The 22,904-nt window shown below is 73.8% G+C and carries 18 protein-coding genes; 16 read left to right on the top strand and 2 right to left on the bottom strand.

What is annotated here, in order from left to right; genetic code table 11:
* Positions 1 to 211 precede the first annotated feature (211 nt).
* The 3 genes from AC3RJ8_RS11020 (at position 212) to AC3RJ8_RS11010 (ending at position 3,462) form a co-directional block, all read left to right on the top strand.
* Positions 212 to 637 carry a CoA-binding protein gene (locus AC3RJ8_RS11020; protein WP_489712670.1) on the top strand — a complete coding sequence of 142 codons (426 nt, stop codon included), beginning with the start codon at positions 212 to 214 and terminating at the stop codon, positions 635 to 637.
* 128 nt (positions 638 to 765) lie between these two features.
* Positions 766 to 2,316, top strand: coding sequence for a molybdopterin-dependent oxidoreductase (locus AC3RJ8_RS11015; protein WP_489712669.1), 1,551 nt, complete (start codon positions 766 to 768; stop codon positions 2,314 to 2,316).
* Positions 2,317 to 2,670: 354 nt separating this feature from the next.
* A complete protein-coding gene (locus tag AC3RJ8_RS11010) occupies positions 2,671 to 3,462 on the top strand; it encodes an SDR family oxidoreductase (RefSeq protein ID WP_489712668.1) in 792 nt (263 codons plus the stop codon).
* A 39-nt stretch (positions 3,463 to 3,501) separates the two neighbouring features.
* Here the strand turns inward: AC3RJ8_RS11010 and AC3RJ8_RS11005 are convergent, their stop codons facing one another.
* Positions 3,502 to 4,863, bottom strand: a complete 1,362-nt coding sequence (locus AC3RJ8_RS11005) for an MFS transporter (protein ID WP_489712667.1) — start codon at positions 4,861 to 4,863, stop codon at positions 3,502 to 3,504.
* A 168-nt stretch (positions 4,864 to 5,031) separates the two neighbouring features.
* On the bottom strand, positions 5,032 to 5,664 hold the full coding sequence (locus AC3RJ8_RS11000) for an alpha/beta fold hydrolase (protein ID WP_489712666.1): 633 nt from the start codon (positions 5,662 to 5,664) through the stop codon (positions 5,032 to 5,034).
* 217 nt (positions 5,665 to 5,881) lie between these two features.
* Between AC3RJ8_RS11000 and AC3RJ8_RS10995 the strand changes: the two genes are divergently transcribed.
* From AC3RJ8_RS10995 to ftsY, 13 genes are all read left to right on the top strand, one after another.
* Entirely contained in the window at positions 5,882 to 6,514 is a 633-nt protein-coding gene (locus AC3RJ8_RS10995) for a maleylpyruvate isomerase family mycothiol-dependent enzyme (RefSeq protein WP_489712665.1), read from the top strand.
* A gap of 293 nt (positions 6,515 to 6,807) precedes the next feature.
* A complete protein-coding gene (ileS, locus tag AC3RJ8_RS10990) occupies positions 6,808 to 10,212 on the top strand; it encodes an isoleucine--tRNA ligase (protein ID WP_489712664.1) in 3,405 nt (1,134 codons plus the stop codon).
* Positions 10,209 to 11,618 (top strand): bifunctional folylpolyglutamate synthase/dihydrofolate synthase, encoded by a 1,410-nt coding sequence (locus AC3RJ8_RS10985; protein ID WP_489712663.1) that lies wholly within the window; start codon positions 10,209 to 10,211, stop codon positions 11,616 to 11,618. Before ileS ends, AC3RJ8_RS10985 begins: the two co-directional genes overlap by 4 nt.
* Before the next feature lie 88 nt (positions 11,619 to 11,706).
* On the top strand, positions 11,707 to 12,702 hold the full coding sequence (gene dhaK, locus AC3RJ8_RS10980; RefSeq protein WP_489715621.1) for a dihydroxyacetone kinase subunit DhaK: 996 nt from the start codon (positions 11,707 to 11,709) through the stop codon (positions 12,700 to 12,702).
* 32 nt (positions 12,703 to 12,734) lie between these two features.
* The gene (gene dhaL, locus AC3RJ8_RS10975) at positions 12,735 to 13,361 is read left to right on the top strand and encodes a dihydroxyacetone kinase subunit DhaL (protein WP_489715620.1); all 627 of its coding nucleotides are present in this window, start codon (positions 12,735 to 12,737) and stop codon (positions 13,359 to 13,361) included.
* A complete protein-coding gene (dhaM, locus tag AC3RJ8_RS10970) occupies positions 13,358 to 14,128 on the top strand; it encodes a dihydroxyacetone kinase phosphoryl donor subunit DhaM (protein WP_489712662.1) in 771 nt (256 codons plus the stop codon). Before dhaL ends, dhaM begins: the two co-directional genes overlap by 4 nt.
* A gap of 57 nt (positions 14,129 to 14,185) precedes the next feature.
* On the top strand, positions 14,186 to 14,797 hold the full coding sequence (locus AC3RJ8_RS10965) for a TetR/AcrR family transcriptional regulator (RefSeq protein ID WP_489712661.1): 612 nt from the start codon (positions 14,186 to 14,188) through the stop codon (positions 14,795 to 14,797).
* A gap of 94 nt (positions 14,798 to 14,891) precedes the next feature.
* On the top strand, positions 14,892 to 16,538 hold the full coding sequence (locus AC3RJ8_RS10960; RefSeq protein ID WP_489712660.1) for an MDR family MFS transporter: 1,647 nt from the start codon (positions 14,892 to 14,894) through the stop codon (positions 16,536 to 16,538).
* Positions 16,535 to 16,978, top strand: coding sequence for a DUF4233 domain-containing protein (locus AC3RJ8_RS10955; RefSeq protein WP_489712659.1), 444 nt, complete (start codon positions 16,535 to 16,537; stop codon positions 16,976 to 16,978). The genes AC3RJ8_RS10960 and AC3RJ8_RS10955 overlap by 4 nt, the downstream gene beginning before the upstream one ends.
* A 23-nt stretch (positions 16,979 to 17,001) precedes the next feature.
* Positions 17,002 to 17,442, top strand: a complete 441-nt coding sequence (ndk, locus tag AC3RJ8_RS10950; RefSeq protein ID WP_407318333.1) for a nucleoside-diphosphate kinase — start codon at positions 17,002 to 17,004, stop codon at positions 17,440 to 17,442.
* A gap of 137 nt (positions 17,443 to 17,579) precedes the next feature.
* A complete protein-coding gene (gene smc, locus AC3RJ8_RS10945) occupies positions 17,580 to 21,155 on the top strand; it encodes a chromosome segregation protein SMC (protein WP_489712658.1) in 3,576 nt (1,191 codons plus the stop codon).
* A gap of 11 nt (positions 21,156 to 21,166) precedes the next feature.
* Positions 21,167 to 21,499 (top strand): hypothetical protein, encoded by a 333-nt coding sequence (locus tag AC3RJ8_RS10940; RefSeq protein WP_489712657.1) that lies wholly within the window; start codon positions 21,167 to 21,169, stop codon positions 21,497 to 21,499.
* A gap of 39 nt (positions 21,500 to 21,538) precedes the next feature.
* Entirely contained in the window at positions 21,539 to 22,696 is a 1,158-nt protein-coding gene (gene ftsY, locus AC3RJ8_RS10935) for a signal recognition particle-docking protein FtsY (RefSeq protein WP_489712656.1), read from the top strand.
* Positions 22,697 to 22,904 lie beyond the last annotated feature (208 nt).

The raw sequence follows: 22,904 nt of genomic DNA, 5'->3' as shown, positions 1-22,904 counted from the left end.
CCGGACCTGCGACCCAGAGGGAGGGGCCGCGCCGACGGGCGATTCATCGGTGCCCGTGGTCCGTGCCGTCCAGCCTAGTACGACGCCGAGCCGTCAGGTCCCGGCAGCCTTCCACGACGTCCGTGCCAGCCGGTCCACCAGGTCGTCCGGTCTCGGTGTCCGAGGGGGGGACGGCGGGAACAGAGCCGGCCGGAGCCCGGTTGGCACCAGCATGACCAGCTCCACGACCTCGGCGACCGACGAGACGATCCGGCGCCTGCTGCAGGACACGACGACGTGGGCGGTGGTGGGCCTGTCCACCAACACCGCGCGCGCCGCCTACGGCGTCGCCAGGACGCTGCAGCGGCACGGCAAGCGCATCGTCCCGGTGCACCCCTCGGCGGCCACCGTGCACGGTGAGCAGGGGTACGCGTCCCTCGCCGAGATCCCCTTCCCCGTCGACGTCGTCGACGTCTTCGTCAGGTCCGAGCTGGCGGGCGACGTCGCCGACCAGGCGGTCCAGATCGGCGCCCGCGGCGTGTGGCTCCAGCTCGGTGTCATCGACCACGACGCCGCCGACCGCGTGCGGGCAGCGGGCCTCGACATGGTGATGGACCGCTGCCCGGCCATCGAGCTGCCCCGGCTCGGCAGCTCCTGAGCCGGGTCCCGGGCCGGCCCGAGCCCGGCGCGGCCGCGAGGACCCGACTCCTTACGAGGCCGTGACGGTCGGTGTCCGACGGCGTCGTCGGCCTGGTGAGCGCGCTCGATGGTGACAGAGTGGGCGGCATGGAGCAGAGCACAGGGGGCCGCTGGGCCGCTCTCGGCGGCGTCGTCGCCGCGGGCGCGGGGCTGGCGGGCGCGGAGCTGGTCGCCGCCGTCGTCGACCCGGCGTCCTCGCCCGTTCTGGCACTGGGCGCGGCGTTCGTCGACGTCGTGCCGCCGTGGCTGAAGGACTTCGCCGTCGAGTGGTTCGGCACGGCGGACAAGGCGGTGCTGCTGGCGTCGATGGGACTGGTCCTGGCCGCGGGCGCCGCCCTGGCGGGATGGCTCGAGCGGCGCCGACCGCCGTCCGGCGCCGTCCTGCTGGCGGCCGTGGGGCTGGCTCTCGCGCTGGTGGCGATGAACCGACCGGGCGCCACCGTCGTCTGGATGCTGCCCAGCGTGCTCGGCGTCGGCGCGGCGGTCGTCCTGCTGCGGGTGATCGTGTCCCGCGTGCCGCAGCCGGTCGCGCCCGACGGGCTGCCGGGCGGTGGCCCGCCGCCTGACGACGTCCCCACCCGCCGTTCGTTCCTCGTGTGGACGGGCGCGACCGCCGCCGGCGCCGTGGTGGCCTTGGCCGCCGCCCGGGTGGTGTCCGCCGGGAGCCGCGCGGTCGAGGTGGTCCGCGAGGCGATCCGGCTGCCCGCACCGGCCACGCCGGCCCCCGCTGTCCCGGCCGGTGCCGACCTCGGGATACCCGACGTCGCGCCGTACATCAGCCCGAACGACAACTTCTACCGCATCGACACCGCCCTGCGTGTGCCCCAGGTCGACCCCGCCGAGTGGTCCCTGAAGGTCACGGGGCTCGTCGAGGAGCCGTTCGAGCTCACCTGGGACGAGCTGCTCGAGCTGCCGCTCACCGAGCACCACGTGACGCTGGCCTGCGTGTCCAACGCCGTCGGCGGGGACCTCATCGGCAACGCCCGGTGGCTGGGCTACCCGATCCGTGAGCTGCTGGCCCGGGCGAAGCCGCAGGCGGACGCCGACATGGTGCTCTCGACCAGCGCCGACAGCTGGACGGCCGGCACCCCGCTGGAGGTCCTCACCGACCCCGACCGCGAGTCGTTGCTCGCGATCGGCATGAACGGCGAGCCGCTGCCCGAGCAGCACGGATTCCCGGCCCGCCTGGTGGTGCCCGGCCTGTACGGCTACGTCTCGGCGACCAAGTGGGTCACCGAGCTCAAGGTCACCCGGTTCGCCGACGACCAGGGCTACTGGACGCCCCGCGGCTGGTCGGCGCTCGGCCCCGTCAAGCTCCAGTCCCGCATCGACGTGCCGCGCGGGAACGTCGAGGTGGGCGAGGTGGTGGTGGCCGGGGTCGCCTGGGCCCAGCACACGGGCATCGCCGCGGTCGAGGTGAGCGTCGACGACGGCCCCTGGCAGGCCGCCGAGATCGCCGACACCGTCGGGCCCGACACCTGGCGCCAGTGGCGCTACGTGTGGGACGCGCCGGCGGGCGACCACACGGTCGCCGTCCGAGCGACCGACGCGGACGGCCAGGTCCAGACGAGCGACGAGGCGCCGCCGGCCCCCGACGGCGCGACCGGCTGGCACACCGTGCAGGTCAGCGTGGGCTGACGGCCGTCGCCACGCGCGGCCCGTCAGGCGCGCGACTCGACGGCCAGCCGCGCCCCGAGCGCGACGAGCAGCCCCCCGGTGACCCGGTCGAGCGGCGGCTCCTCCGGCTGCGGCAGCGCCCCACAGCAGGGTGCCGACCTGGATGGCGGCGAGCGCGGCAAACCCGTGCCGCCGCGAGCGTGTCAGCGTGCTGCGCAGCACGAGAGCGGTGTCCATGCCGGGATGACGGTCAGCAGCGCGGCCACGACGGTGAAGGCCAGCAGGGCCTGGGCGACGGTCACGACGCCACGGTAGCGTCGCACCCGCCCGCGACGTCCGGACGATCCGCGCCGACCACTTTCCGAGGAGCGCCCCATGAGCACCAGCACCGCATACACCCGCCGCATCCTGGTCACCGGAGCGTCGTCCGGCATCGGCGCCGCCACCGTCCGCCGGCTGCGCGCCGAGGGCTACGACGTCGTCGCCGCGGCCCGGCGTGCCGACCGGCTCGAGGCGCTCGCGGCCGAGACAGGTGCCGAGGCCTTCCCCCTGGACGTGACGGACCAGGCGGCCGTCGACGCCCTGGTGGCTCACCTGGGGGAGACCGGCGGTCTCGACGGCGTGGTCAACAATGCCGGGGGAGCGTTCGGCCTCGACCGGGTCGAGGACGCCGACGTCGACCAGTGGCGGCACATGTACGAGCTCAACGTGCTGGGCACGCTGCGGGTGACGAAAGGTGTGCTGCCGTTGCTGCGGGCGTCGGCCGAGCGTCACGGCGGTGCCGAGGGAACCGGCGCGGACGTCGTCGTCGTCACCTCGACCGCCGCGCACGGCGCCTACGAGGGTGGTGCCGGGTACACCGCGGCGAAGCACGGCGAGCGGATGCTGTCGACGACGCTGCGCTGGGAGCTCGCCGGCGAGCCGGTCCGGGTCGTCGAGATCGCCCCGGGCGCAGTCGCCACGGAGGAGTTCTCGCTGGTGCGGTTCGACGGCGACGCCGAGAAGGCCGCCGCCGTGTACGAGGGCTACCAGCCGCTGGTGGCGGACGACGTCGCCGACGCGATCGCGTACGCCCTGACCCGGCCGCCGCACGTCAACCTGGACCTCATGGTCATCCGGCCCCGTGCGCAGGTGCACAACTCCAAGATCGCCCGCACCGGGGTCTGACCGTCCGCCGAACCTGTCGACCCGGACCGGTTCACGGCGTCATATCGTGCCGGACGGAGACGTCCGGCGCGGGGCGCGGCCCGCGAACGCGATGACGGGCAGCACGAGGAGGGCGAGCACCCCGCCGCCGAGCGCGAGGGTCGCGTAGCTCGACGACGCGACGACGAACCCTGAGCCGAGCCCGCCGGCGGCGCCCGCCAGCGCGACGGCCAGGTCGACGGAACCCTGTGTGCGCGCCCGGACCTCCAGCGGCACCATCGTGGTGAGCAGGGCGGTGCCGGAGACGAGGCCGAGGCTCCAGCCGAGCCCGAGCAGACCCAGACCCACGGCGAGCCCCACCACCGACGACGGCGGAACGAGCGCCGAGACCAGGCCCGCCGCGAGCAGGGTGGCGGCGGCCGCCACGGCCACGCGCACGGGACCGAACCGGTCGGTGAGCCAGCCCGACAGTGGCGAGGGGAGGTACATCGTCCCGACGTGCACGGCGATGACGAACCCGGCGGTGGCCACGGCGTGCCCGTGGTGCTCCATGTGGATCGGGGTCATCGTCATGATGGCGACCATGACGCCCTGGGTGAGCACCATGATCGTGCCCGCGAGCAGCACGGTGCGGCGCACCTGCCGGTCGGTCGGCTCGGTCACCTGCGGCGGGGGAGCGACCGCGGTCGCCGTCGACGTCGACGGCGCGGACGAGCCGGCGGCGGGCTCGGTGGGTGCCGCCTGCGGCGCGAGGGCGGCCTGCTCGGCGCGCTCGCGGGCGAGCAGCAGCGGGTCGGGCCGCAGGAGCACCCAGAGCACCACCCCGGCGGCCGCGTAGGCCGCGCCGCCGAGGAGGAAGGGTCCGGCGAGCGGCGGGATGCCCCAGCCGGCCGCGAGGTCACCCATGACGCCGACCAGGTTCGGGCCGGCCACTGCCCCGACCGTGGTCGCCACGAGGACGGTGCTCACGGCCCGGCCGCGGTGCCGGGGCGAGGCGAGGTCGGCACCCGCGTACCGGGCCTGCAGGTTCGTCGCGGTGCCCGCACCGTAGACGGCGAAGGCGACGAAGAGCAGCACGACGTCGTCGAGGACGGCCGCGACCACGACGCCGGCCGCGCCGACCGCCCCGGTCAGGTAGCCGAAGGTCAGGCCGGCCCGGCGCCCCCAGCGCTGCGACAGGCGTCCGACCACCAGCGCCGCCGCGGCGGACCCGGCGGTGAACAGGGCGGCGGGCAGGCCGGCGTAGGCGGTCGTGGCGAGCATGTCGGCCGCGAGGAGGGCGCCCACGGTGATCCCGGCCGCGAGCCCGGCGCCCGAGAGCACCTGCGCCAAGACGAGGACGAGCACCGTCCGGCGCTGCTGCGGGTCCACCCGGGAGACGGGCGGCGCGGGGTCCGCCGCGGCTCGCGCCTGGTCGGTCATGGGGTGCTCCTCGTGTCGTGACGTCTGCCCCTGACAGTACGGCTGCCGAGCCGTCCGTCGCGTCCGCCGACGACTGATCGGCACGAATTCGGGGGACGTTGACGGAGATCTTTCGCCGACCCGGTGACCAGCACGGCCCGGTTCCACGTGGTCTCTCGCGACCGGCTGCTACTCGTCGAGCGTCGCAGCATCGTCGACGTCCCGGTCGAGGTCGTCGCGCAGGACCGCGATCCAGTCGTCGAAGGCGTCGAGGTGGGCGTCGAGGTGGGCGTCGAGGTGGGCGTCGTGACCGGCGTCCGCCAGGTCGGCACGCCTGGTCGCGGGCCGACGGCGGACCAGCTCGTCCTTGGCCTCGGCGGTGAACATGCCGTCGTCGGCGAACGGCAGGGGCCAGGAGGCGAAAGACCGGCCGATCGCGCGCGCCGCACCGGGATCGGCGAAACCGGCGACGTGCCCCTCGAGCAGGACGAGGCGGTCGACCAGGTCGGGACGGGCCGAGGCCGTGAGGAACGCTGTGTGGGCGCCCATCGACTGTCCGACGAGGCGCACCGGCTCGTCGGTCAGTTCCTCGATCACCGCGACGACGTCGGCGACGAAGGCATCGCGGGACACGTCGCTGGGCCGCCGGGTGCTGTGCCCGTGGCCTCGTTGGTCGAGAAGGAGCACGTGGAACCGGTCCGTCAGCGCGTCGGCGGTGGGCCACAGCTCGCGTGAGCTCCCGGCCAGGCCGTGCAGGAGGATCACCGGCGGGCCGTCGCCGCCCCGGTCGGTGACGGCGAGGTCGACGCCGTCACGGCGCACGAACCGGTGCGGCGTCGTCGTGGAGGTCCCGGGGCGGTCGATGTGCTTGCCTCCGTGGGCGTCGGTGTTCCTCGTGCGGTCGTGTCAGCAGGACCCTAGACCCGTCGCGGTGAGGGCCCGCCGAGGTCGGCAGCGATGAGTATGGTCGCGTCGCGCGGTCTGTGCTGCGGAACACGCTGCCGGACGTCGGCAGCGTCCGTCGGAAGGGGCTGGATCCATGAACGACGCTGCGACCGTCTGGGACGCCGTGCACGCCGAACGGCGCCGCCTCGTCGACGATCTCGACGGGATCTCCGAAGAGCGGTGGCAGACGGCGTCCCTGTGCCCGGGGTGGACCGTGCACGACGTCGTGGCGCACCTCGTCGACTCCGCGACGACGACGAGGCGGGGCTTCCTGCGCCAGATGGTGACCGCCCGGTTCGACTTCGACCGCGTGAACGACCGCGGGGTGGCACGGCACCGAGCGGACGACCCGCGGCGCACCCTGGCGTCGCTCCGCGCGGTGATCGACCGGACCGACACTCCTCCCGGTCCGCTGGCGGCTCGGCTCGTGGAGGCGTACGTGCACGGCGAGGACATCCGCCGACCGCTCGGGATCGGGGCGTCCTACCCGCCGGAGCGGGTCATGCAGGCGCTGCGCTACGTCGCCCGGACAGGAGCGTCGTTCGGCGGCGGGCGGGAGCGCGTCGACCGCCTGCGCCTCGACCCCGTGGACGCCGACGGGAGCATCGGTGACGGGGAACCGGTCCGGGGCGCGGCGATCTCGTTGCTGCTCGCGGCGTCCGGACGACCGGTGGGTGCCGAGGAGCTGACCGGCAGCGGGGCCGGCGTGCTGGCCGGACGCCGCTGACGCCGGCGGCTTGCGCGGCTCGCTATCATCGGAGCACAGGCATCGACCCGGCCATCACCGGCGAGCCTCCGGAAGAACGGGGCGACACGTCGCTCCCAGTAGAACCGGACGGGTAGGCCCGTCACAGCCGTCAACGAGCGGCGGACCCTGATGCTCGACGAGGGGTCCGCAAGCGGGGTGGTACCGCGGCACGGTCCGCGCGGCGTCCGGAACGGGACGCCGCGAGCACCGACGTCGTCCTCGTGCAGCAGTGCCGTCGTCGTACCACCGTCGCTCGTCCCAGGAGCCCACCCATGGCCTACCCGTTGCACCGCTCGGCCCCCTCGTCCTCCGGGACACCCGGCGAGGCGTTCGGCATCCCCGCCTCGCCCCGCCTGCCCGCGATCGAGCAGGACGTCCTGGCCTACTGGGCGTCCGACGACACGTTCCGCGCCTCGGTGGCAAAGAACGACGCCGGGCAGGACGGCGAGAACGAGTTCGTCTTCTACGACGGCCCGCCCTTCGCCAACGGGCTGCCGCACTACGGCCACCTGCTGACGGGGTACGCCAAGGACGTCGTGCCGCGCTACCAGACGATGCGCGGCAAGCGGGTCGAGCGCCGGTTCGGCTGGGACACCCACGGCCTGCCGGCCGAGCTCGAGGCGATGAGCCAGCTCGGCATCAAGACGAAGGACGAGATCCTCGAGCTCGGCATCGAGACGTTCAACGACGCATGCCGCAGCTCGGTGCTGAAGTACACCTCCGAGTGGCGCGACTACGTCACCCGTCAGGCACGGTGGGTGGACTTCGACGGCGACTACAAGACGCTCGACCCGACCTACATGGAGTCGGTCATGTGGGCGTTCGCGGAGCTGTACCGCAAGGGGCTGGTGTACTCCGACTTCCGGGTGCTGCCGTACTGCTGGAACGACCAGACGCCGCTGTCCAACCACGAGCTGCGCATGGACGACGACGTCTACCAGAACCGCCAGGACCCGGCGGTCACGGTGGGCTTCGAGGTCACGTCGGTGCCTGACGGCGGCACGGAAGCGGTGCGCCCCGGCGACAAGCTGCTCGTGTGGACCACGACACCGTGGACGCTGCCCTCCAACCTGCTGGTCATGGTCGGCGAGGACATCGACTACGTCGTCGTGGAGTCGGCGTACAGCGGCTCGACCGAGCGGTACGTCCTCGCCGAGGCGCGGCTGGGCCACTACGCCCGCGAGCTGACCGACGAGGGTGCCGAGGAGCCGCGCGTCGTCGGCCGTCTGACGGGCGCCGACCTGCTGGAGGCCGCCTACCGCCCGCCGTTCTCCTACTACGAGGGTCGCGAGCGCGCGCACCGTGTCGTGGCGGCGGACTTCGTCACCACCACCGACGGAACGGGCCTGGTGCACTCCGCCGGCGCCTTCGGCGAGGACGACAAGATCGTCTGCGACCGCGAGGGCGTCGCCTCCGTGATGCCCGTCGGGGCCGACGGAAAGTTCACGCACCCGGTCGACGAGTACGCCGGCCTGCAGGTGTTCGACGCCAACCTGCCGATCATCGACCACCTCAAGGCACGCACCCGGGGCGAGGCCGACGCCGGGTCGGTCACGACCGGCACTGTGCTGCTGCGCCGCGAGTCCTACGACCACTCCTACCCGCACTGCTGGCGCTGCCGCCAGCCGCTGATGTACATGGGTGTGTCCTCGTGGTTCGTGGAGGTCACCAAGGTCAAGGACCGGATGCTCGAGCTCAACGAGCAGATCTCCTGGACGCCTGACCACATCCAGCACGGCCAGTTCGGCAAGTGGCTGGAGAACGCGCGCGACTGGTCGATCACCCGCAACCGCTTCTGGGGCTCCCCGGTGCCGGTGTGGCAGAGCGACGACCCGGCCTACCCGCGCACCGACGTCTACGGCTCCTTCGCCGAAATCGAGCGCGACTTCGGCCGCCTGCCGCGCAACGCCGCCGGCGAGCCGGATCTTCACCGCCCCTTCGTGGACGACCTGACGCGCCCGAACCCTGATGACCCGCGACCCGACGCCGAGAAGTCGACGATGCGCCGGGTCGAGGACGTCCTCGACGTCTGGTTCGACTCCGGCTCGATGCCTTACGCGCAGGTGCACTACCCGTTCGAGAACCGCGAGTGGTTCGAGCACCACTACCCGGGCGACTTCATCGTGGAGTACATCGGCCAGACCCGTGGTTGGTTCTACACGCTGCACGTGCTCGCGACCGCGCTGTTCGACCGCCCGGCGTTCCGCACCGCCGTCTCGCACGGCATCGTGCTGGGCTCGGACGGACGCAAGATGAGCAAGTCGCTGCGCAACTACCCGGACGTCTCGGAGGTCTTCGACCGCGACGGCTCGGACGCCATGCGCTGGTTCCTCATGGCCTCGCCGATCCTGCGCGGCGGCAACCTCGTCGTGACCGAGGAGGGCATCCGCGACGCCGTCCGGCAGGTGCTGCTGCCGCTGTGGAGCACCTACTACTTCTTCACCCTGTACGCGAACAGCGCCGCGGGCGCGGCCGGCGTCGAAGGGTCCGGAGCGGGGTACGCCGCGCAGCCCGTCGAGCCGGAGCGGGTGGCCGGGCTGCCGGCCCTCGACCGGTACCTGCTGGCACGCACGCACGACCTCGTGGGCACGGTGACGGCGCAGCTCGACGCCTATGACATCTCCGGGGCGTGCGAGTCGGTGCGCGAGCACCTCGACGTGCTGACCAACTGGTACGTGCGCACCCAGCGGGACCGGTTCTGGGCCGAGGACGCCGACGCGTTCGACACGCTGTACACGGCGCTCGAGGTGCTGTGCCGCGTCATGGCACCGCTCACGCCGCTGCTGACCGAGGAGATCTGGCGGGGCCTGACCGGCGGGCGGTCCGTCCACCTGGCCGACTGGCCGGCCACCGACCAGGAGGTCGGCGAGCGGTTCGAAGGCGCCGACGGCACGTACGCCGTGGCCGTTCACCGCGTGCCCGAGGCCGCACTGGTGGCCGACGACGCGCTCGTGGCCGCGATGGACGAGGTCCGCGCCGTCGTCTCCACCACGCTGGCGCTGCGCAAGGCGAACCAGCTGCGGGTGCGCCAGCCGCTGTCCCGTCTCACGGTGGCGGTCCCGGACCCGGCGGCGCTCGCCGACTACACGGCCCTGCTGACGGGCGAGCTCAACGTCAAGGCCGTGGATCTCGTGACGGCCGACGCCGACGCGTCCGAGCGGTTCGGCATCACCGAGCGGCTCGCCGTCAACGCCCGCGCGGCCGGCCCGCGCCTCGGCCGGGGCGTGCAGGCCGTCATCAAGGCCGCCAAGTCCGGTGCGTGGCACGTCGCGGACGGGGTCGTGGTGGTGGCGACCGCCGACGGCGAGGTTCCGCTGCTGGAGACCGAGTACGAGCTGACGACCGTCGTCGGGCAGGAGGCGGGCGAGAACGTGGCCGCCTCCGTGCTGCCGGGCGGCGGGTTCGTCGTCCTGGACCTGGCGCTCGACGACGCGCTGCGCGCCGAGGGGTACGCCCGCGACGTCGTCCGCGACGTCCAGGACGCCCGCAAGGCGGCCGGTCTCGAGGTGAGCGACCGGATCGACCTCGCCCTCGACGTCCCGGCCGGGCACGTGGCCGACGTCGAGGCGCACCGTGAGCTGGTGACGCGCGAGACGCTGGCCGTCACGCTGACGGTGACCGGCACCGATCGCGGCGACCGCGCGGTCGCCGTCACGAAGCACGAGGGGGACGCATGAGCGACGCGAAGAAGGCGAAGGCCGCCGAGCGCAAGGCCGCCCGGGAGGCGGCGGAGGACGCCGCCGCGCGCGAGGACCTGGAACGCGTCTACGCCCACATCGTGTCCCGGGCCCCGGAGCACGACGTGTCGCCGACGATCGACCGGGTCGCCCGGCTCCTGGAGCTGCTCGGCGACCCGCAACGGTCCTTCCGTGCCATCCACCTGACGGGCACCAACGGCAAGTCGTCGACGGCGCGGATGGCCGAGCGGCTCGTGCGCGAGCACGGGCTGCGCACCGGCCTGTTCACCTCGCCGCACCTGACGAGCGTCACCGAGCGCATCTGCGTCGACGGCGAACCGCTGAGCGCCGCGCGGTTCGTCGAGGTGTGGGAGGACGTCTTCCCCTACGTCCAGGTGGTCGACACCGAGCTCGAGGAGTCCGGCCAGTCCCGGCTGAACTTCTTCGAGGTCCTCACGGGGCTGGCGTTCGCGGCGTTCGCGGACGCCCCGGTCGACGTAGCCGTCCTCGAGGTCGGGATGGGCGGCACGTGGGACACGACGAACACGGTGGACGCGGAGGTCGCGGTGATCACCCCGATCAGCGTCGACCACGAGAAGTGGCTCGGGTCGACGCCGGCCGAGATCGCCGAGGTCAAGTCGGGGATCATCAAGGCGGGGGCGACGGCCGTCGTGGCCGAGCAGCGGCCCGAGGTCGACGAGGTGCTCGCCGAGCGGGCCGTGACCGTCGGTGCGCGGGTGCTGCGCGAGGGCGTCGACCTCGACGTGGTCGCACGGCAGATCGCCGTCGGCGGCCAGATGGTCTCCCTGCGCACGCCGTTGGCGACGTACACGGAGATCTTCGTCCCGCTGCACGGGGAGCACCAGGCGCACAACGCGCTGCTCGCCCTGGTGTCGGTGGAGCAGATGCTCGGTGGGCGGTCGCTGGACGGGGGCGTCGTGGAGACGGCCTTCGCCGGCGTCTCGGTGCCCGGTCGCCTCGAGCTGCTGCGCTCCAGCCCCACCGTGCTCGTCGACGCCGCGCACAACCCGCACGGCGCCGAGGCCCTGGTCGCGGCCCTGGACGAGTCGTTCAGCCTGCGGGCCGTGGTCGGCGTCGTCGGCGTGATGGCCGACAAGGACGCCGAAGGCCTGCTCGCGGCGCTGGAGCCGGCGCTGTCGCACGTGGTGCTGACGCGCAACTCCTCGGAGCGTTCCGCCGACCCGTTCGCCGTGGCGGAGGTGGCCCGCGAGATCTTCGGCGAGGACCGGGTGCACACCGCCGAGCGGCTCGACGCCGCGCTGCAGGTGGCGACCGACCTCGCGGAGGCGGACGACGTCGTCGGCGTCGGCACGGGGACCGGCGTGGTGGTGACCGGCTCGGTCATCACCGTCGCCGACGCGCGGATCCTGCTGGGTCGCGGCTGACGGTCGGGCGGTCGCGCAGCCCGGATGCTGCGGGGCTCGTCCCGTGGGTGTTGGATGGGCCCAGGGACGACCGAAGGGGATGGTCCGAGTGAAGAAGCTGCTGGACGACCCGGCACAAGCCGTCACGGACTCCTTGCGGGGGTTCGCGCAGGCGCACGCCGACGAGGTGACGCTGCACGAGGACCCGACCTTCGTGCAGCGCGCGGGGGGGACGCCGCCGGGTCAGGTGGCCGTGGTCAGCGGCGGGGGCTCGGGCCACGAGCCGCTGCACGCCGGGTTCGTCGGCGCGGGGATGCTCGACGCCGCGGTACCGGGGGCGGTGTTCACCTCGCCGACCGCCGACCAGGTCGCCGCGGCGATCATCGCCGCGGACGGCGGCGCGGGCGTGCTCGCGGTGGTGAAGAACTACACCGGCGACGTGCTCAACTTCGAGACGGGCATCGAGCTGGCCCAGGCCGAGGGCGTCGAGGTCACCAGCGTCGTGGTCAACGACGACGTCGCGGTGGAGGACTCCCTCTACACGGCCGGACGGCGCGGCGTCGCGGGCACTCTCGCGGTCGAGAAGATCGCGGGGGCGGCGGCCGCCCGGGGCGACGACCTGGCCACCGTGACCGCGCTGGCCGAGCGGGTGGTGTCCGCGGTGCGCTCGATGGGCGTCGCGCTGACGGCCTGCACGGTGCCGCACGTGGGCCGGCCGAGCTTCGACCTGGAGGACGACGAGGTCGAGGTCGGCATCGGGATCCACGGCGAGCCGGGCCGGCACCGTGTCCAGGCGTCGGGGGCCAGCGACATCACCCGGCGTCTCGTCGACCCGGTCGTGGAGGACCTGGAGCTCGTGGCGGGGGAGCCGGTCCTGCTGTTCGTCAACGGCATGGGCGGCACGCCGTCGAGCGAGCTGTACGTGGTCTACGCCCGTGCCCGCGAGATGCTGGCCGAGCGAGGGGTGGAGGTCCGGCGCTCGTTGGTCGGCAGCTATGTCACGTCGTTGGAGATGCAGGGGGCGTCGGTCACCGTCATGCGCCTGGACGAGGAGCTGACCGCGCTGTGGGACGCCCCGGTCCGGACGACGGCGCTACGCTGGTGAGCGTGCTGGACGTCGACTGGGCAGAACGTTGGATGCACGTCGCCGCGGCGGACGTGCGGTCCGCCCGGGACGAGCTGACCGAGCTCGACCGCCGGGTGGGCGACGGCGACCACGGGGTCAACCTCGACCGTGGGATGCAGGCGGTGGCCGACCGGCTCGACGACCCCTCGCTCCTGCGCCGCGAGACGGTCGGGCAGGTGCTGCACCTCGCCGCCACCACTCTCATGTCGACGGTCGGCGGGGCGGCCGGGCCGCTCTACGGGACCGCTCTGCTGCGCGCCTCGAAGGTGACCGACCGCACGGTGCTCGGTCCCTCCGGTGTGGTCGCCCTCGTCGAGGCGGCGCTGGAGGGCATCGTCGCCCGCGGCAAGGCGTCCCCGGGCGAGAAGACGATGGTCGACGCCTGGCAGCCGGCGGCCGAGGCGACCGAACGTGCGGCGGCCATCGGCAGCGGGACCGACGAGGACGCGGTCGACGTGCTGCGGGCGGCGGCCGAGGCGGCGTCGGCCGGCGCGGAGGCGACCGTCCCGCTCGTCGCCACCAAGGGCCGGGCCTCGTACCTGGGTGAGCGTAGCGCCGGTACCGAGGATCCCGGGGCGCGCTCGACCGCGATCCTCCTGGCCGCGGCCGTCGGCGCGGCGCAGGGGCCCGGCGCGTGACGGTCGGCCTGGTCCTCGTGGCGCACTCGGTCCGGCTCGCCGAGGGAGTGGCGGAGCTCGCCGGTCAGATGGCGCCGGACGTGGTCGTGCGGTGTGCGGCCGGCGACGTCGACGGCGGCCTGGGCACGTCGCTGACGCGGGTGCAGGAGACGTTGGCCGGCGCGCTGGCCGAGGCAGACGGGGTCGTGGTCCTGGCAGACCTGGGCTCGGCGGTCCTGACGGTCGAGTCGGCGTTCGAGCTGGACCCGGACCTGCCGGCGCGCACACGGTTCGTCTCGGCCCCGTTCGTCGAGGGTGCGGTCTCCGCGGCGGTGACCGCGCAGCAGGGCGCGACGCTCGACGCCGTCGCGGAGGCCGCCGAGGCCGCGGTGCGGTCCATCGGTCCGGAACCTGTCCTGGAGCTCGTCGAGGCGGACACGGCGGGGACGGCGGACAGCCCGGCGGTGGCGGCGACGCGGGCGTCGGGGGAGGCGGTGCCCGTGCCGGGGCCGACGTCGTCGGGGGCCGCGGACGAGATCAGCGTGACCGTCGCCGTGCGCAACCCGTTGGGTCTGCACGCCCGGCCGGCCGCGGTCGTCGCGCGCGCGGTCGCCGACCTGGGCGTGCCGGTGACCATCGAGGGCGCCGACGCCACGAGCGTGCTGCAGCTCATGTCGCTCGGCACCTCGGCGGGTGACGTGGTGCGGGTCACCGCTCGCGGTCCGCAGGCGGAGGCGGCCGTCGCCGTCGTCGTCGGTCTGCTGGAGGGCGGCTTCGGCGAGGTGTGAGCCAGGCCACGCAATATTGCAGTTGATGCAAACTTGCAGTAGATGCATGATTGTCGTGTGAATGCTCCGACCTCGGACGACCTCGGCCTGCGGGCGCGCAAGAAGCGGGCCCGCGCGGACGCCATCGTCGACGCCGCGCAACGCCTTGTGCTCGCCCACGGGTTCGACGCGGTGACGGTCGAGGCGATCGCTGAGGCGGCCGGGATCTCCCCGCGCACGTTCTTCAACTACTTCGAGTCGAAGGACGACGCGGTGCTCGGCCAGGGGTCCTTCGACCTCGATGCCGGGTTCCGCGGCGAGTTCGTCGCCGGCGGCCCGACCGGGCGGCTCACCGCCGACCTGGAGATCCTCGCGACGGCCCTGCTCGGGGCCGTGGCAGGCTCCGCGCCGGACGCACCCGCCCGGGTCCTCGAGCTCGTGCAGGCAGAACCACGGCTGCTGGCGAGCCACTTCGCCTGGTTCGAGCGGCACAAGAACCAGATCGAGGACCTGTTCGCCCAGCGGCACGCCCACCGCCCGCTGCCGGCCGACCCGGCGACCTGCACCACGGTCGTCTTCCTCCTGGTGCGCGCCGCGCTCGACGACTGGGACCGCGCCGGGCGGCAGGACGACGTCACCGACCATCTCCGGTCCGCGCTGACCGCGATCGCGGCCGTCGTCACCGCCTGACCCCACGACCCCTGGCCACCGCACTCCACGTCGCACCGCACCGCCCCCGCCCCACGCCGCACCGCCCCGCACCGCCCCCGAACGAGGTACCGCCATGACCCACGCCCCCGCCCCCGCGCCGGACAAGCCGCTCGTCGTGCTGACGCAGCGCACGATCTGGCTCATCTTCGGCGCCCTCATGGCGTCGATGTTCCTGTCGTCGCTCGACCAGACGATCGTCTCCACCGCGATGCCGACCATCGTCGGCGACCTCGACGGCGTGGCCCACCAGGGCTGGGTCATCACCGCCTACATCCTTGCCGTGGCCATCGGGATGCCGCTGTACGGCAAGTTCGGCGACCTGTACGGGCGGCGCTGGCCGTTCCTCGTCGCGATCGGGCTCTTCACCCTCGCCTCCGCGGGCGCGGCGCTCGCGGACTCCATGCTGACGCTGGTGCTGTGGCGGGCGGTCCAGGGCCTCGGCGGCGGCGGGCTGATGATCCTGTCGCAGTCGATCATCGCCGACATCGTGCCCGCCTCGGAGCGTGGCAAGTACATGGGTCCGCTCGGCGCGCTGTTCGGCGTCTCCGCCGTGCTGGGCCCGCTCCTGGGCGGCTGGCTGACCGAGGGACCGGGCTGGCGCTGGGCCTTCTGGATCAACATCCCCGTGGGGATCGCCGCCTTCGCGATCGCCTGGTTCACGCTGCGGCTGCCGTCGCACCGGTCGTCGAGGCCCGTCGACTGGGCCGGGATCGCCACCATGGCCGTGGCGACCACCGGCATCGTGCTCGTCACCAGCTGGGAGTCGCTCGCCGAGGGCGGCTACGACTGGTCCGACGGCCGCCTCGTCGGTCTCGTCCTGCTGACCGCAGCGGCCGTCGGTGCCTTCGTCGTGGTCGAGAACCACGCCGCCGAGCCGCTGATCCCGTTGCGCCTGTTCAAGAACCGGACGTTCACGATCACCACGCTGATCGGGCTCGTGCTCGGCATGGGTCTGTTCTCCGCCATGGCGATGCTGCCCACCTTCCTGCAGATGTCCACCGGAGCCGGGGTGACCGAGTCCGGCTGGCTCATGCTGCCGATGATGGCCGGCGTCATGCTGACGTCGATCGTCTCCGGGTTCGCCGTGGCGAGGTCCGGGCGGTACAAGGCCTACCCGGTCGTCGGTCTGGCCGTGGTCGCCGTCGGCATGGTGTGGCTGACCACCCTCGCCGGCGACACCTCCATGTGGGTGTTCGGCGCGATGATCTTCACGCTCGGCGCCGGCATGGGGCTCGTCATGCAGGTCGTGGTGCTCGCCGTCCAGAACGCCGTCGACCCGAGCGAGCTCGGGACCGCGACCAGCGCGAACAACTTCTTCCGCGAGGTCGGTGCCTCCATCGGCGTCGCGCTGTTCACCACCATCTTCACCTCCCGCCTCACCGACAACCTCGGCACGGTCTTCGCGGGCGTGCCCGGGGCGGCCGACGCCGGCACCGAGGCGAGCCTCACGCCCGCCATGGTCGCCGAGCTGCCCGAGCCGCTGCACACGGGCGTCATCGACGCCTATGCCGACGCGCTGGCCCCGTCCTTCTGGTACCTGGTGCCGCTGGTGCTGGTGGGCTTCGTCCTGGCGCTGTTCCTGCCGGTCATCAAGCTCTCCGACGTCGCCGGGATGGTCGCGCGCGGCGAGGCCGTGGAGGACCCCGCAAAGGTCGCGGCACGCGAGCCGGCCGGCGTCGGGCACGGGACCGAGGCTCCGACGGATATCGTGGACCGGTGAGCAAGAAGGACGACCGCCCCCGCCCCGGCGAGACGATCAAGCCCCGCAAGCCCGCCAAGGTGCAGTTCACGGCCACGGTGCTGCAGCTGGAGGCGTTCGCCGTGCTGTTCGCCGCCCTCGCCCTGTACGGGCTGCGGGGCTCGGCGTACGAGCGCGGCCCGCTCGTCCTCGACTCCGTGGCCGCGCTCTGGACGGTGACCGGGGTGCTCTTCCTGGTGCTGGTGGTGCTCTCGAGGACGGTGGCGCGCCCCGGGGGCTACGTGGCCGGGACGGTCGCCCAGGTGCCCGTGCTGGCGATGGGTCTGCTGCTGCCGATGATGTTCCTGGTCGGTGCGATCTTCGTGGCGATGTGGGTGGTCTCGTTGCGGCTCGGCGGACGGATCGACCGCGAGCGCGCCGCCTACGACGCCGCCCACCCGGAGACGGCACCGAACACCTGACCGGGCCGGATAGTGTTTGCGGCATGACCGACGCAACAACCCCCGCACCCGAGCGCACCCTCGTCCTCGTCAAGCCGGACGGCGTCCGCCGCGGCCTGTCCGGGGAGATCCTGCGGCGCATCGAGGCCAAGGGCTACACGCTCACCGCCGTCGAGCTGAAGCGGGCCACCCCCGACCTCCTCGCCCAGCACTACGCCGAGCACGAGGGCAAGCCGTTCTACGCCCCCCTGGTCGAGTTCATGCTCTCCGGGCCCGTCCTGGCGGTCGTCGCCGAGGGCCAGGGCGTCATCGCGGGCTTCCGGTCGCTCGCCGGTGCCACGGACCCGACGGCGGCCGCCCCGGGCACGATCCGCGGCGACCTCGGCCGCGACTGGGGTCTGAAGGTGCAGCAGAACCTCGTGCACGGCTCGGACTCGCCGGAGTCCGCCGAGCGCGAGATCGCGCTGTGGTTCCCCCAGCCCTGACCATCCCCTCCCCGCTGTGGGTATGAGAAGTGCCGCCCTGGACCCGTCCAGGGCGGCACTTCTCATACCCACAGCAGGTGACGGCGGAGCCGGTCCAGATGCGCAGGATCCGGCCCGGCGGCGGATACCCTCGGCACGTGCACCTCAAGACGCTGACGCTCCGGGGCTTCAAGTCGTTCGCCTCGGCGACGACGCTGAACCTGGAGCCCGGCATCACGTGCGTGGTCGGGCCCAACGGCTCGGGCAAGTCGAACGTCGTGGACGCCCTCTCCTGGGTGATGGGGGAGCAGGGCGCCAAGTCGCTGCGGGGCGGCAAGATGGAGGACGTCATCTTCGCCGGCACCTCGGGCCGCCCGCCGCTGGGCCGCGCCGAGGTCTCGCTGACCATCGACAACACCGACGGTGCGCTGCCGATCGAGTACACCGAGGTCACGATCTCGCGCACGCTGTTCCGCAGCGGCGGTTCGGAGTACGCGATCAACGGCAGCTCGTGCCGTCTGCTGGACATCCAGGAGCTGCTCAGCGACTCGGGCATCGGCCGGGAGATGCACGTCGTGGTCGGCCAGGGCCAGCTCGACCAGGTGCTCCGCGCGACCCCGGAGGACCGGCGCGGCTTCATCGAGGAGGCCGCGGGTGTCCTCAAGCACCGCAAGCGCAAGGAGAAGGCGCTGCGCAAGCTCGAGGCGATGGCCGGCAACCTCGCGCGCCTGACCGACCTCACCACGGAGCTGCGTCGCCAGCTCGGTCCGCTCGGCCGGCAGGCCGAGGCGGCCCGCAAGGCACGGACCGTGCAGGCCGACCTGCGCGACGCCCGCGCCCGGCTGCTCGCCGACGACCTCGCCCAGCTCGGCGCCCAGCTCGAGCAGGAACGGGCCGACGAGGCCGCCCTCGCCCGCCGTCGGACCGCGACGGAGCAGGAGCTCGACGCCGCCCGGCAGCGGCTCGCCCGGCTGGAGGTCGCGGCCTCCGCCTCGACGCAGGCCGCGTCCCGGGCCGCCGACACCTTCCACGCGCTCGGCGCCGTCCGGGAGCGGTTGCGCGGCCTGGCGTCCCTGGCCGACGAACGGGTCCGGCTGCTCGGTACGGCCGAGCCCGAGCACCGCGGCCAGGACCCTGACGAGCTCGAGGCCCAGGCCGAGCGGGCCAGGGCGTCGGAGACCGAGCTGCAGCACGAGGTCGAGATCGCACTGGCCCGCCTCGACGACGCCCAGGCCGAGCGTGCCCGGACCGAAGAGGCGGCCGCTGCCGCGGAGCGGGAGCTCGCCACGTTGCTGCGCGGTGCCGCCGACCGCCGCGAGGGCCTGGCCCGGTTGTCCGGGCAGGTCGCCGCTCGGCGGAGCAGGGTCGAGGCCGCCGACGCCGAGATCGAGCGCGTGCACGCCGGGCTCGCGGCGGCGGAGCGCCGGGCCGAGGAGGCCGCGCACCGCTTCGCGGAGCTGGAGCGCGAGGTGCTGGGCGCCGAGGCCGGCGAGGAGGGACTCGACGCGGAGCACGAGCACGCCGTGGCGGCGCTGGCGGAGGCGCGGCAGGCGGTCGACCGCCTCGAGGAGGAGCTCGCGTCCGCCGAGACGGACCGGGCCACCTGGGCGGCGCGCGTCGAGACGCTCAGCCTGAGTCTCGACCGCAAGGACGGCGCGGGGGCGCTGCTCGCTGCCGACCCGGCCGGCGTCCTCGGTTCCGTCGCCGCGCTGCTCGGTGTGGAGGCGGGCTTCGAGGAGGCCGTCGCCGCCGCCCTGGGCCCGCTCGCCGACGCCGTCGCGGTGGAGAGCCTGGAGGCAGCGGTCGACGCGTTGCGCCTCCTGCGTGACGACGACGCCGGTCGCGCCGGTCTGGTCGTGGGCGGGCCCGACGGCGGTGCCACGGGAGACCTCGACGTCCCGCTGCCGGCCGGCGCGCGTCGTGCGGTGGACGTGGTGACGGCCGCCGGCCAGGCCGCCGGAGCGCTGCGCGCCCTCCTGGCCGGCGTGGTCGTGGTCGAGGACCTCGCCCAGGCTCGCGCGCTCGTCGCCGAGCACCCGGGCGTCGTGACGGTGACCCGGGCCGGGGACCTGCTGGCGGCGACCCGGGCGTCCGGAGGATCGGCGGGCGCACCGAGCGTCCTGCACCTGACGAGCGCGCTCGACGAGGCCCGCGCCGGCCTCGACGACGCCGTCGGCCGGGGGGATCGCGCCCGCACCGGCCTGGGCGACGCGCGCACCGAGCTGGAGGCCTCGCAGGCGCGCCACGACGCGACGCTCGCGCGGCTGCACGAGTCCGACGCCGCGATGGCGGCCGTCGCCGAGCAGCTCGGCACGCTCGGTGCTGCGCGTGCCAACGCCCAGACCGAGGCCGAACGCCACCGGAGCGCTCTGGCCGAGGCGACCGACCGTCGTCGGGCGGACGCCACCGAGCTCGACGCGCTCGTGCGACGTCTGGAGGTGGCCGAGAGCCAGGACTCCGCGGACGCCGCCGAGCTCGACGTGGCCGCGGCGACGACGGCGCGGGACGCGGCCCAGGAGGAGGCGACCGCGGCGCGTCAGACCGAGACCGAGGCCCGGCTGTCCCTGCGCACCGCCGAGGAACGGGCCCGTGCGGTCTCCGGGCGCGCCCAGGGGCTCGCGCGGGCCGCCGCCCAGGAGCGGCGCGCCCGGGAGCAGGCCGCTGCACGGGCACGGCGCCGGGCTGCCGAGGCCGACCGCGCCGCCACGGTGCGCACGCACGTCGCCACCGCGCTGGACGTGCTGTCCCGCTCGGCTGAGCGCGCGGCGGCTGAGCGTGCTGCCGCCGAGGCCGACCGCGACGCGCAGCGGGTCGAGGTCGACACGGTGCGGGGCGACGTCGACCGGCTCGCCCGCGAGCTGCGCGACCTGACCGACGTCGCCCACCGTGACGAGGTGGCCCGTGCCCAGCAGGTCGCCCGTCTGGAGCAGCTGCACGCCCGGGCGGTCGAGGAGCTGGGGACGGACCCCGAGGCGCTGGTGGACGAGTTCGGGCCCCACCGGGAGGTGCCGGTGCCGCGGCCGCCCGACGCCGCCGAGGAGGACCCGGACCCCGAGCCCGTGCCGTACGTGCGGGCGGAGCAGGAGAAGCGTCTCGCCGCGGCGGAGCGTGCGCTGAAGCGGATCGGGACGGTGAACCCCCTGGCGCTGGAGGAGTTCGCTGCCCTGGAGGAGCGGCACCGCTTCCTCACCGAGCAGCTGGCGGACCTCAAGGGCTCGCGCGAGGACCTGCTGCAGATCGTCGCGGAGATCGACGAGCGGGTCCAGCAGGTGTTCGCCGAGGCGTACCAGGACACCGCCGCACAGTTCGAGCGGGTCTTCTCTCGCCTGTTCCCCGGTGGGGAGGGCCGGCTGGTCCTCACCGAGCCCGGCGACCTGCTCACCACGGGGATCGAGGTCGAGGCCCGGCCCGCCGGCAAGAAGGTCAAGCGGCTGTCGCTGCTCTCCGGCGGCGAGCGGTCGTTGACGGCCGTGGCGTTCCTCGTGTCGATCTTCAAGGCCCGGCCCAGCCCGTTCTACGTGATGGACGAGGTGGAGGCCGCGCTGGACGACGTCAACCTCGGTCGCCTGCTGGAGATCTTCCGCGAGCTGCAGGAGGACTCCCAACTCGTGGTCATCACGCACCAGAAGCGCACCATGGAGGTCGCGGACGCGCTCTACGGCGTCACGATGCGCGGTGACGGTGTGACCACCGTCATCTCGCAACGCCTGCGCGAGGCGGCGGAGACGGGGTGACAATGGGTGCCATGGCTCTCGTCGTGTGGATTCTCGTGTCGTTGCTGGTCGCGGCGGCCGTCTTCCTCGTCGCCAACGTCATGGAGAAGCGCGACGACGACGACGTGCGTGGCGTGCGCGCCTTCCTGCGCGACTTCCGTGCGGGGCTGAGCCGGGGCCGGCGCACCGCGGCGCCCGAACCCGTGGACACCGACATGGACGCGTTCTTCGCGGGAGCGGTGGAGGACGCTCCGGCGTACGTCGACGCCGACGAGCTGTCCGACGTGCTCCAGCGGGCCCAGGACCGGATGAGCACGCCGTTCCACGGCACCCCGCGCGCCGACGGTGGCAGACCACGCGGCTGAGGCGCCCCGCACGGCCCTCGTCTGGGAGACTGGGGGACCGTGACTGACCTTCTCTGGCTCTGGATCGTCCTCGGTGTCCTGCTGCTCGCGGCCGCCGGCTCCGCGCTCGTCGTCCCCCGGCTGCGTCGCCGCGACCGCGACCGTGCTGCCGAGGGAGGCGACGCCACCACCCTCGCGCCGGAACGGGACCGACCCGACGTCCCGGAGACGGCGACCGTCGACACCGCCTCACCGCCCTCGGCCCCGGTCCTCGAGACGCCGGCACCGGTGGCCGGCCGGATGGTCCGGCTGCGTGACCGGCTGGCCCGCTCGGGGTCCCCGCTGGGCGCCCGGCTGCTCTCCGTCCTGTCGCGGGACCACCTCACCGAGGACGACTGGGACGAGCTGGAGGAGACCCTCCTGCTGGCGGACATCGGTGCCGGGCCGGCCGGCGAGCTGCTGGAGGCCCTGCGCACCCGTGTGCGGGTCGAGGGCGCGCGCGAGCCCGGGGCCGTGCGTGAGCTGCTGCGCTCGGAGCTCCTCAAGGTCGTCGACCCGACGGCCGACCGCACCCTGGCGACGACACCGCGGCAGGTCGACGGCGTGGCCCGGCCCGCCGTCGTGCTCGTCGTCGGGGTCAACGGCACGGGCAAGACGACCACGGTGGGCAAGCTGGCCCGCGTGCTCGTGGCCGAGGGTCGCAGCGTCGTGCTGGGCGCCGCCGACACCTTCCGCGCCGCGGCGGCCGAGCAGCTCACCACCTGGGGTGCGCGCGTCGGGGTCGAGACGGTGCGCGCGGACCGTGAGGGCGCCGACCCGGCCGCCGTCGCCTACGACGCGGTGGCCACCGGCGCCCGGGACGGCGTCGACGTCGTCCTGGTCGACACCGCGGGCCGCCTGCAGAACAAGGCGGGGCTCATGGACGAGCTCGGCAAGATCACCCGCGTCATCACCCGGGAGGCTCCCCTCGGCGAGGTCCTGCTCGTGCTGGACGCCACGACCGGGCAGAACGGGATGCAGCAGGCCAAGGTCTTCGGCGAGGTGGCCGGCGTCACCGGCATCGTGCTGACCAAGCTGGACGGCACCGCCAAGGGCGGCATCGTCGTGGCGGTGCAGCGCGAGCTCGGGGTGCCGGTCAAGCTCGTCGGCCTCGGCGAGGGGCCGGACGACCTGGCCCCGTTCGACCCGGAGCAGTTCGTCGACGGCCTGCTCGGCTGACCCGCCGGCCCGGGTCGGCGCGCCGCTCGTGAGCGCACTCCCGTCAGGTCACGGGAACGTCACGGCGGCCCCGATTCGTCTCGTCATCTGGACGGAAACCCGATGTTTACGCGGGTGAGAGGTCTGTCACACGGACGTAACACCACTTCACTCGGGATGAAACGCCGCGCCGCCACGGTGGTCCTCGACCGGCCACACGGGCTGGCGA

The organism is Isoptericola sp. MSGPD8_1_ISO-PGPR-S23-394, from assembly GCF_058072785.1.
The sequence above is the reverse complement of the archived record's forward strand: the minus strand, read 5'-3'. Positions and strand labels throughout refer to the sequence as shown.

Coding starts and splice junctions, on each gene's coding strand:
- AC3RJ8_RS11020 (WP_489712670.1), top strand. CDS start 212: ATGACCAGCTCCACGACCTCGGCGACCGACGAGACGATCCGGCGCCTG.
- AC3RJ8_RS11015 (WP_489712669.1), top strand. CDS start 766: ATGGAGCAGAGCACAGGGGGCCGCTGGGCCGCTCTCGGCGGCGTCGTC.
- AC3RJ8_RS11010 (WP_489712668.1), top strand. CDS start 2,671: ATGAGCACCAGCACCGCATACACCCGCCGCATCCTGGTCACCGGAGCG.
- AC3RJ8_RS11005 (WP_489712667.1), bottom strand. CDS start 4,863: ATGACCGACCAGGCGCGAGCCGCGGCGGACCCCGCGCCGCCCGTCTCC.
- AC3RJ8_RS10995 (WP_489712665.1), top strand. CDS start 5,882: ATGAACGACGCTGCGACCGTCTGGGACGCCGTGCACGCCGAACGGCGC.
- ileS (WP_489712664.1), top strand. CDS start 6,808: ATGGCCTACCCGTTGCACCGCTCGGCCCCCTCGTCCTCCGGGACACCC.
- AC3RJ8_RS10985 (WP_489712663.1), top strand. CDS start 10,209: ATGAGCGACGCGAAGAAGGCGAAGGCCGCCGAGCGCAAGGCCGCCCGG.
- dhaL (WP_489715620.1), top strand. CDS start 12,735: ATGCACGTCGCCGCGGCGGACGTGCGGTCCGCCCGGGACGAGCTGACC.
- AC3RJ8_RS10960 (WP_489712660.1), top strand. CDS start 14,892: ATGACCCACGCCCCCGCCCCCGCGCCGGACAAGCCGCTCGTCGTGCTG.
- ndk (WP_407318333.1), top strand. CDS start 17,002: ATGACCGACGCAACAACCCCCGCACCCGAGCGCACCCTCGTCCTCGTC.
- AC3RJ8_RS10940 (WP_489712657.1), top strand. CDS start 21,167: ATGGCTCTCGTCGTGTGGATTCTCGTGTCGTTGCTGGTCGCGGCGGCC.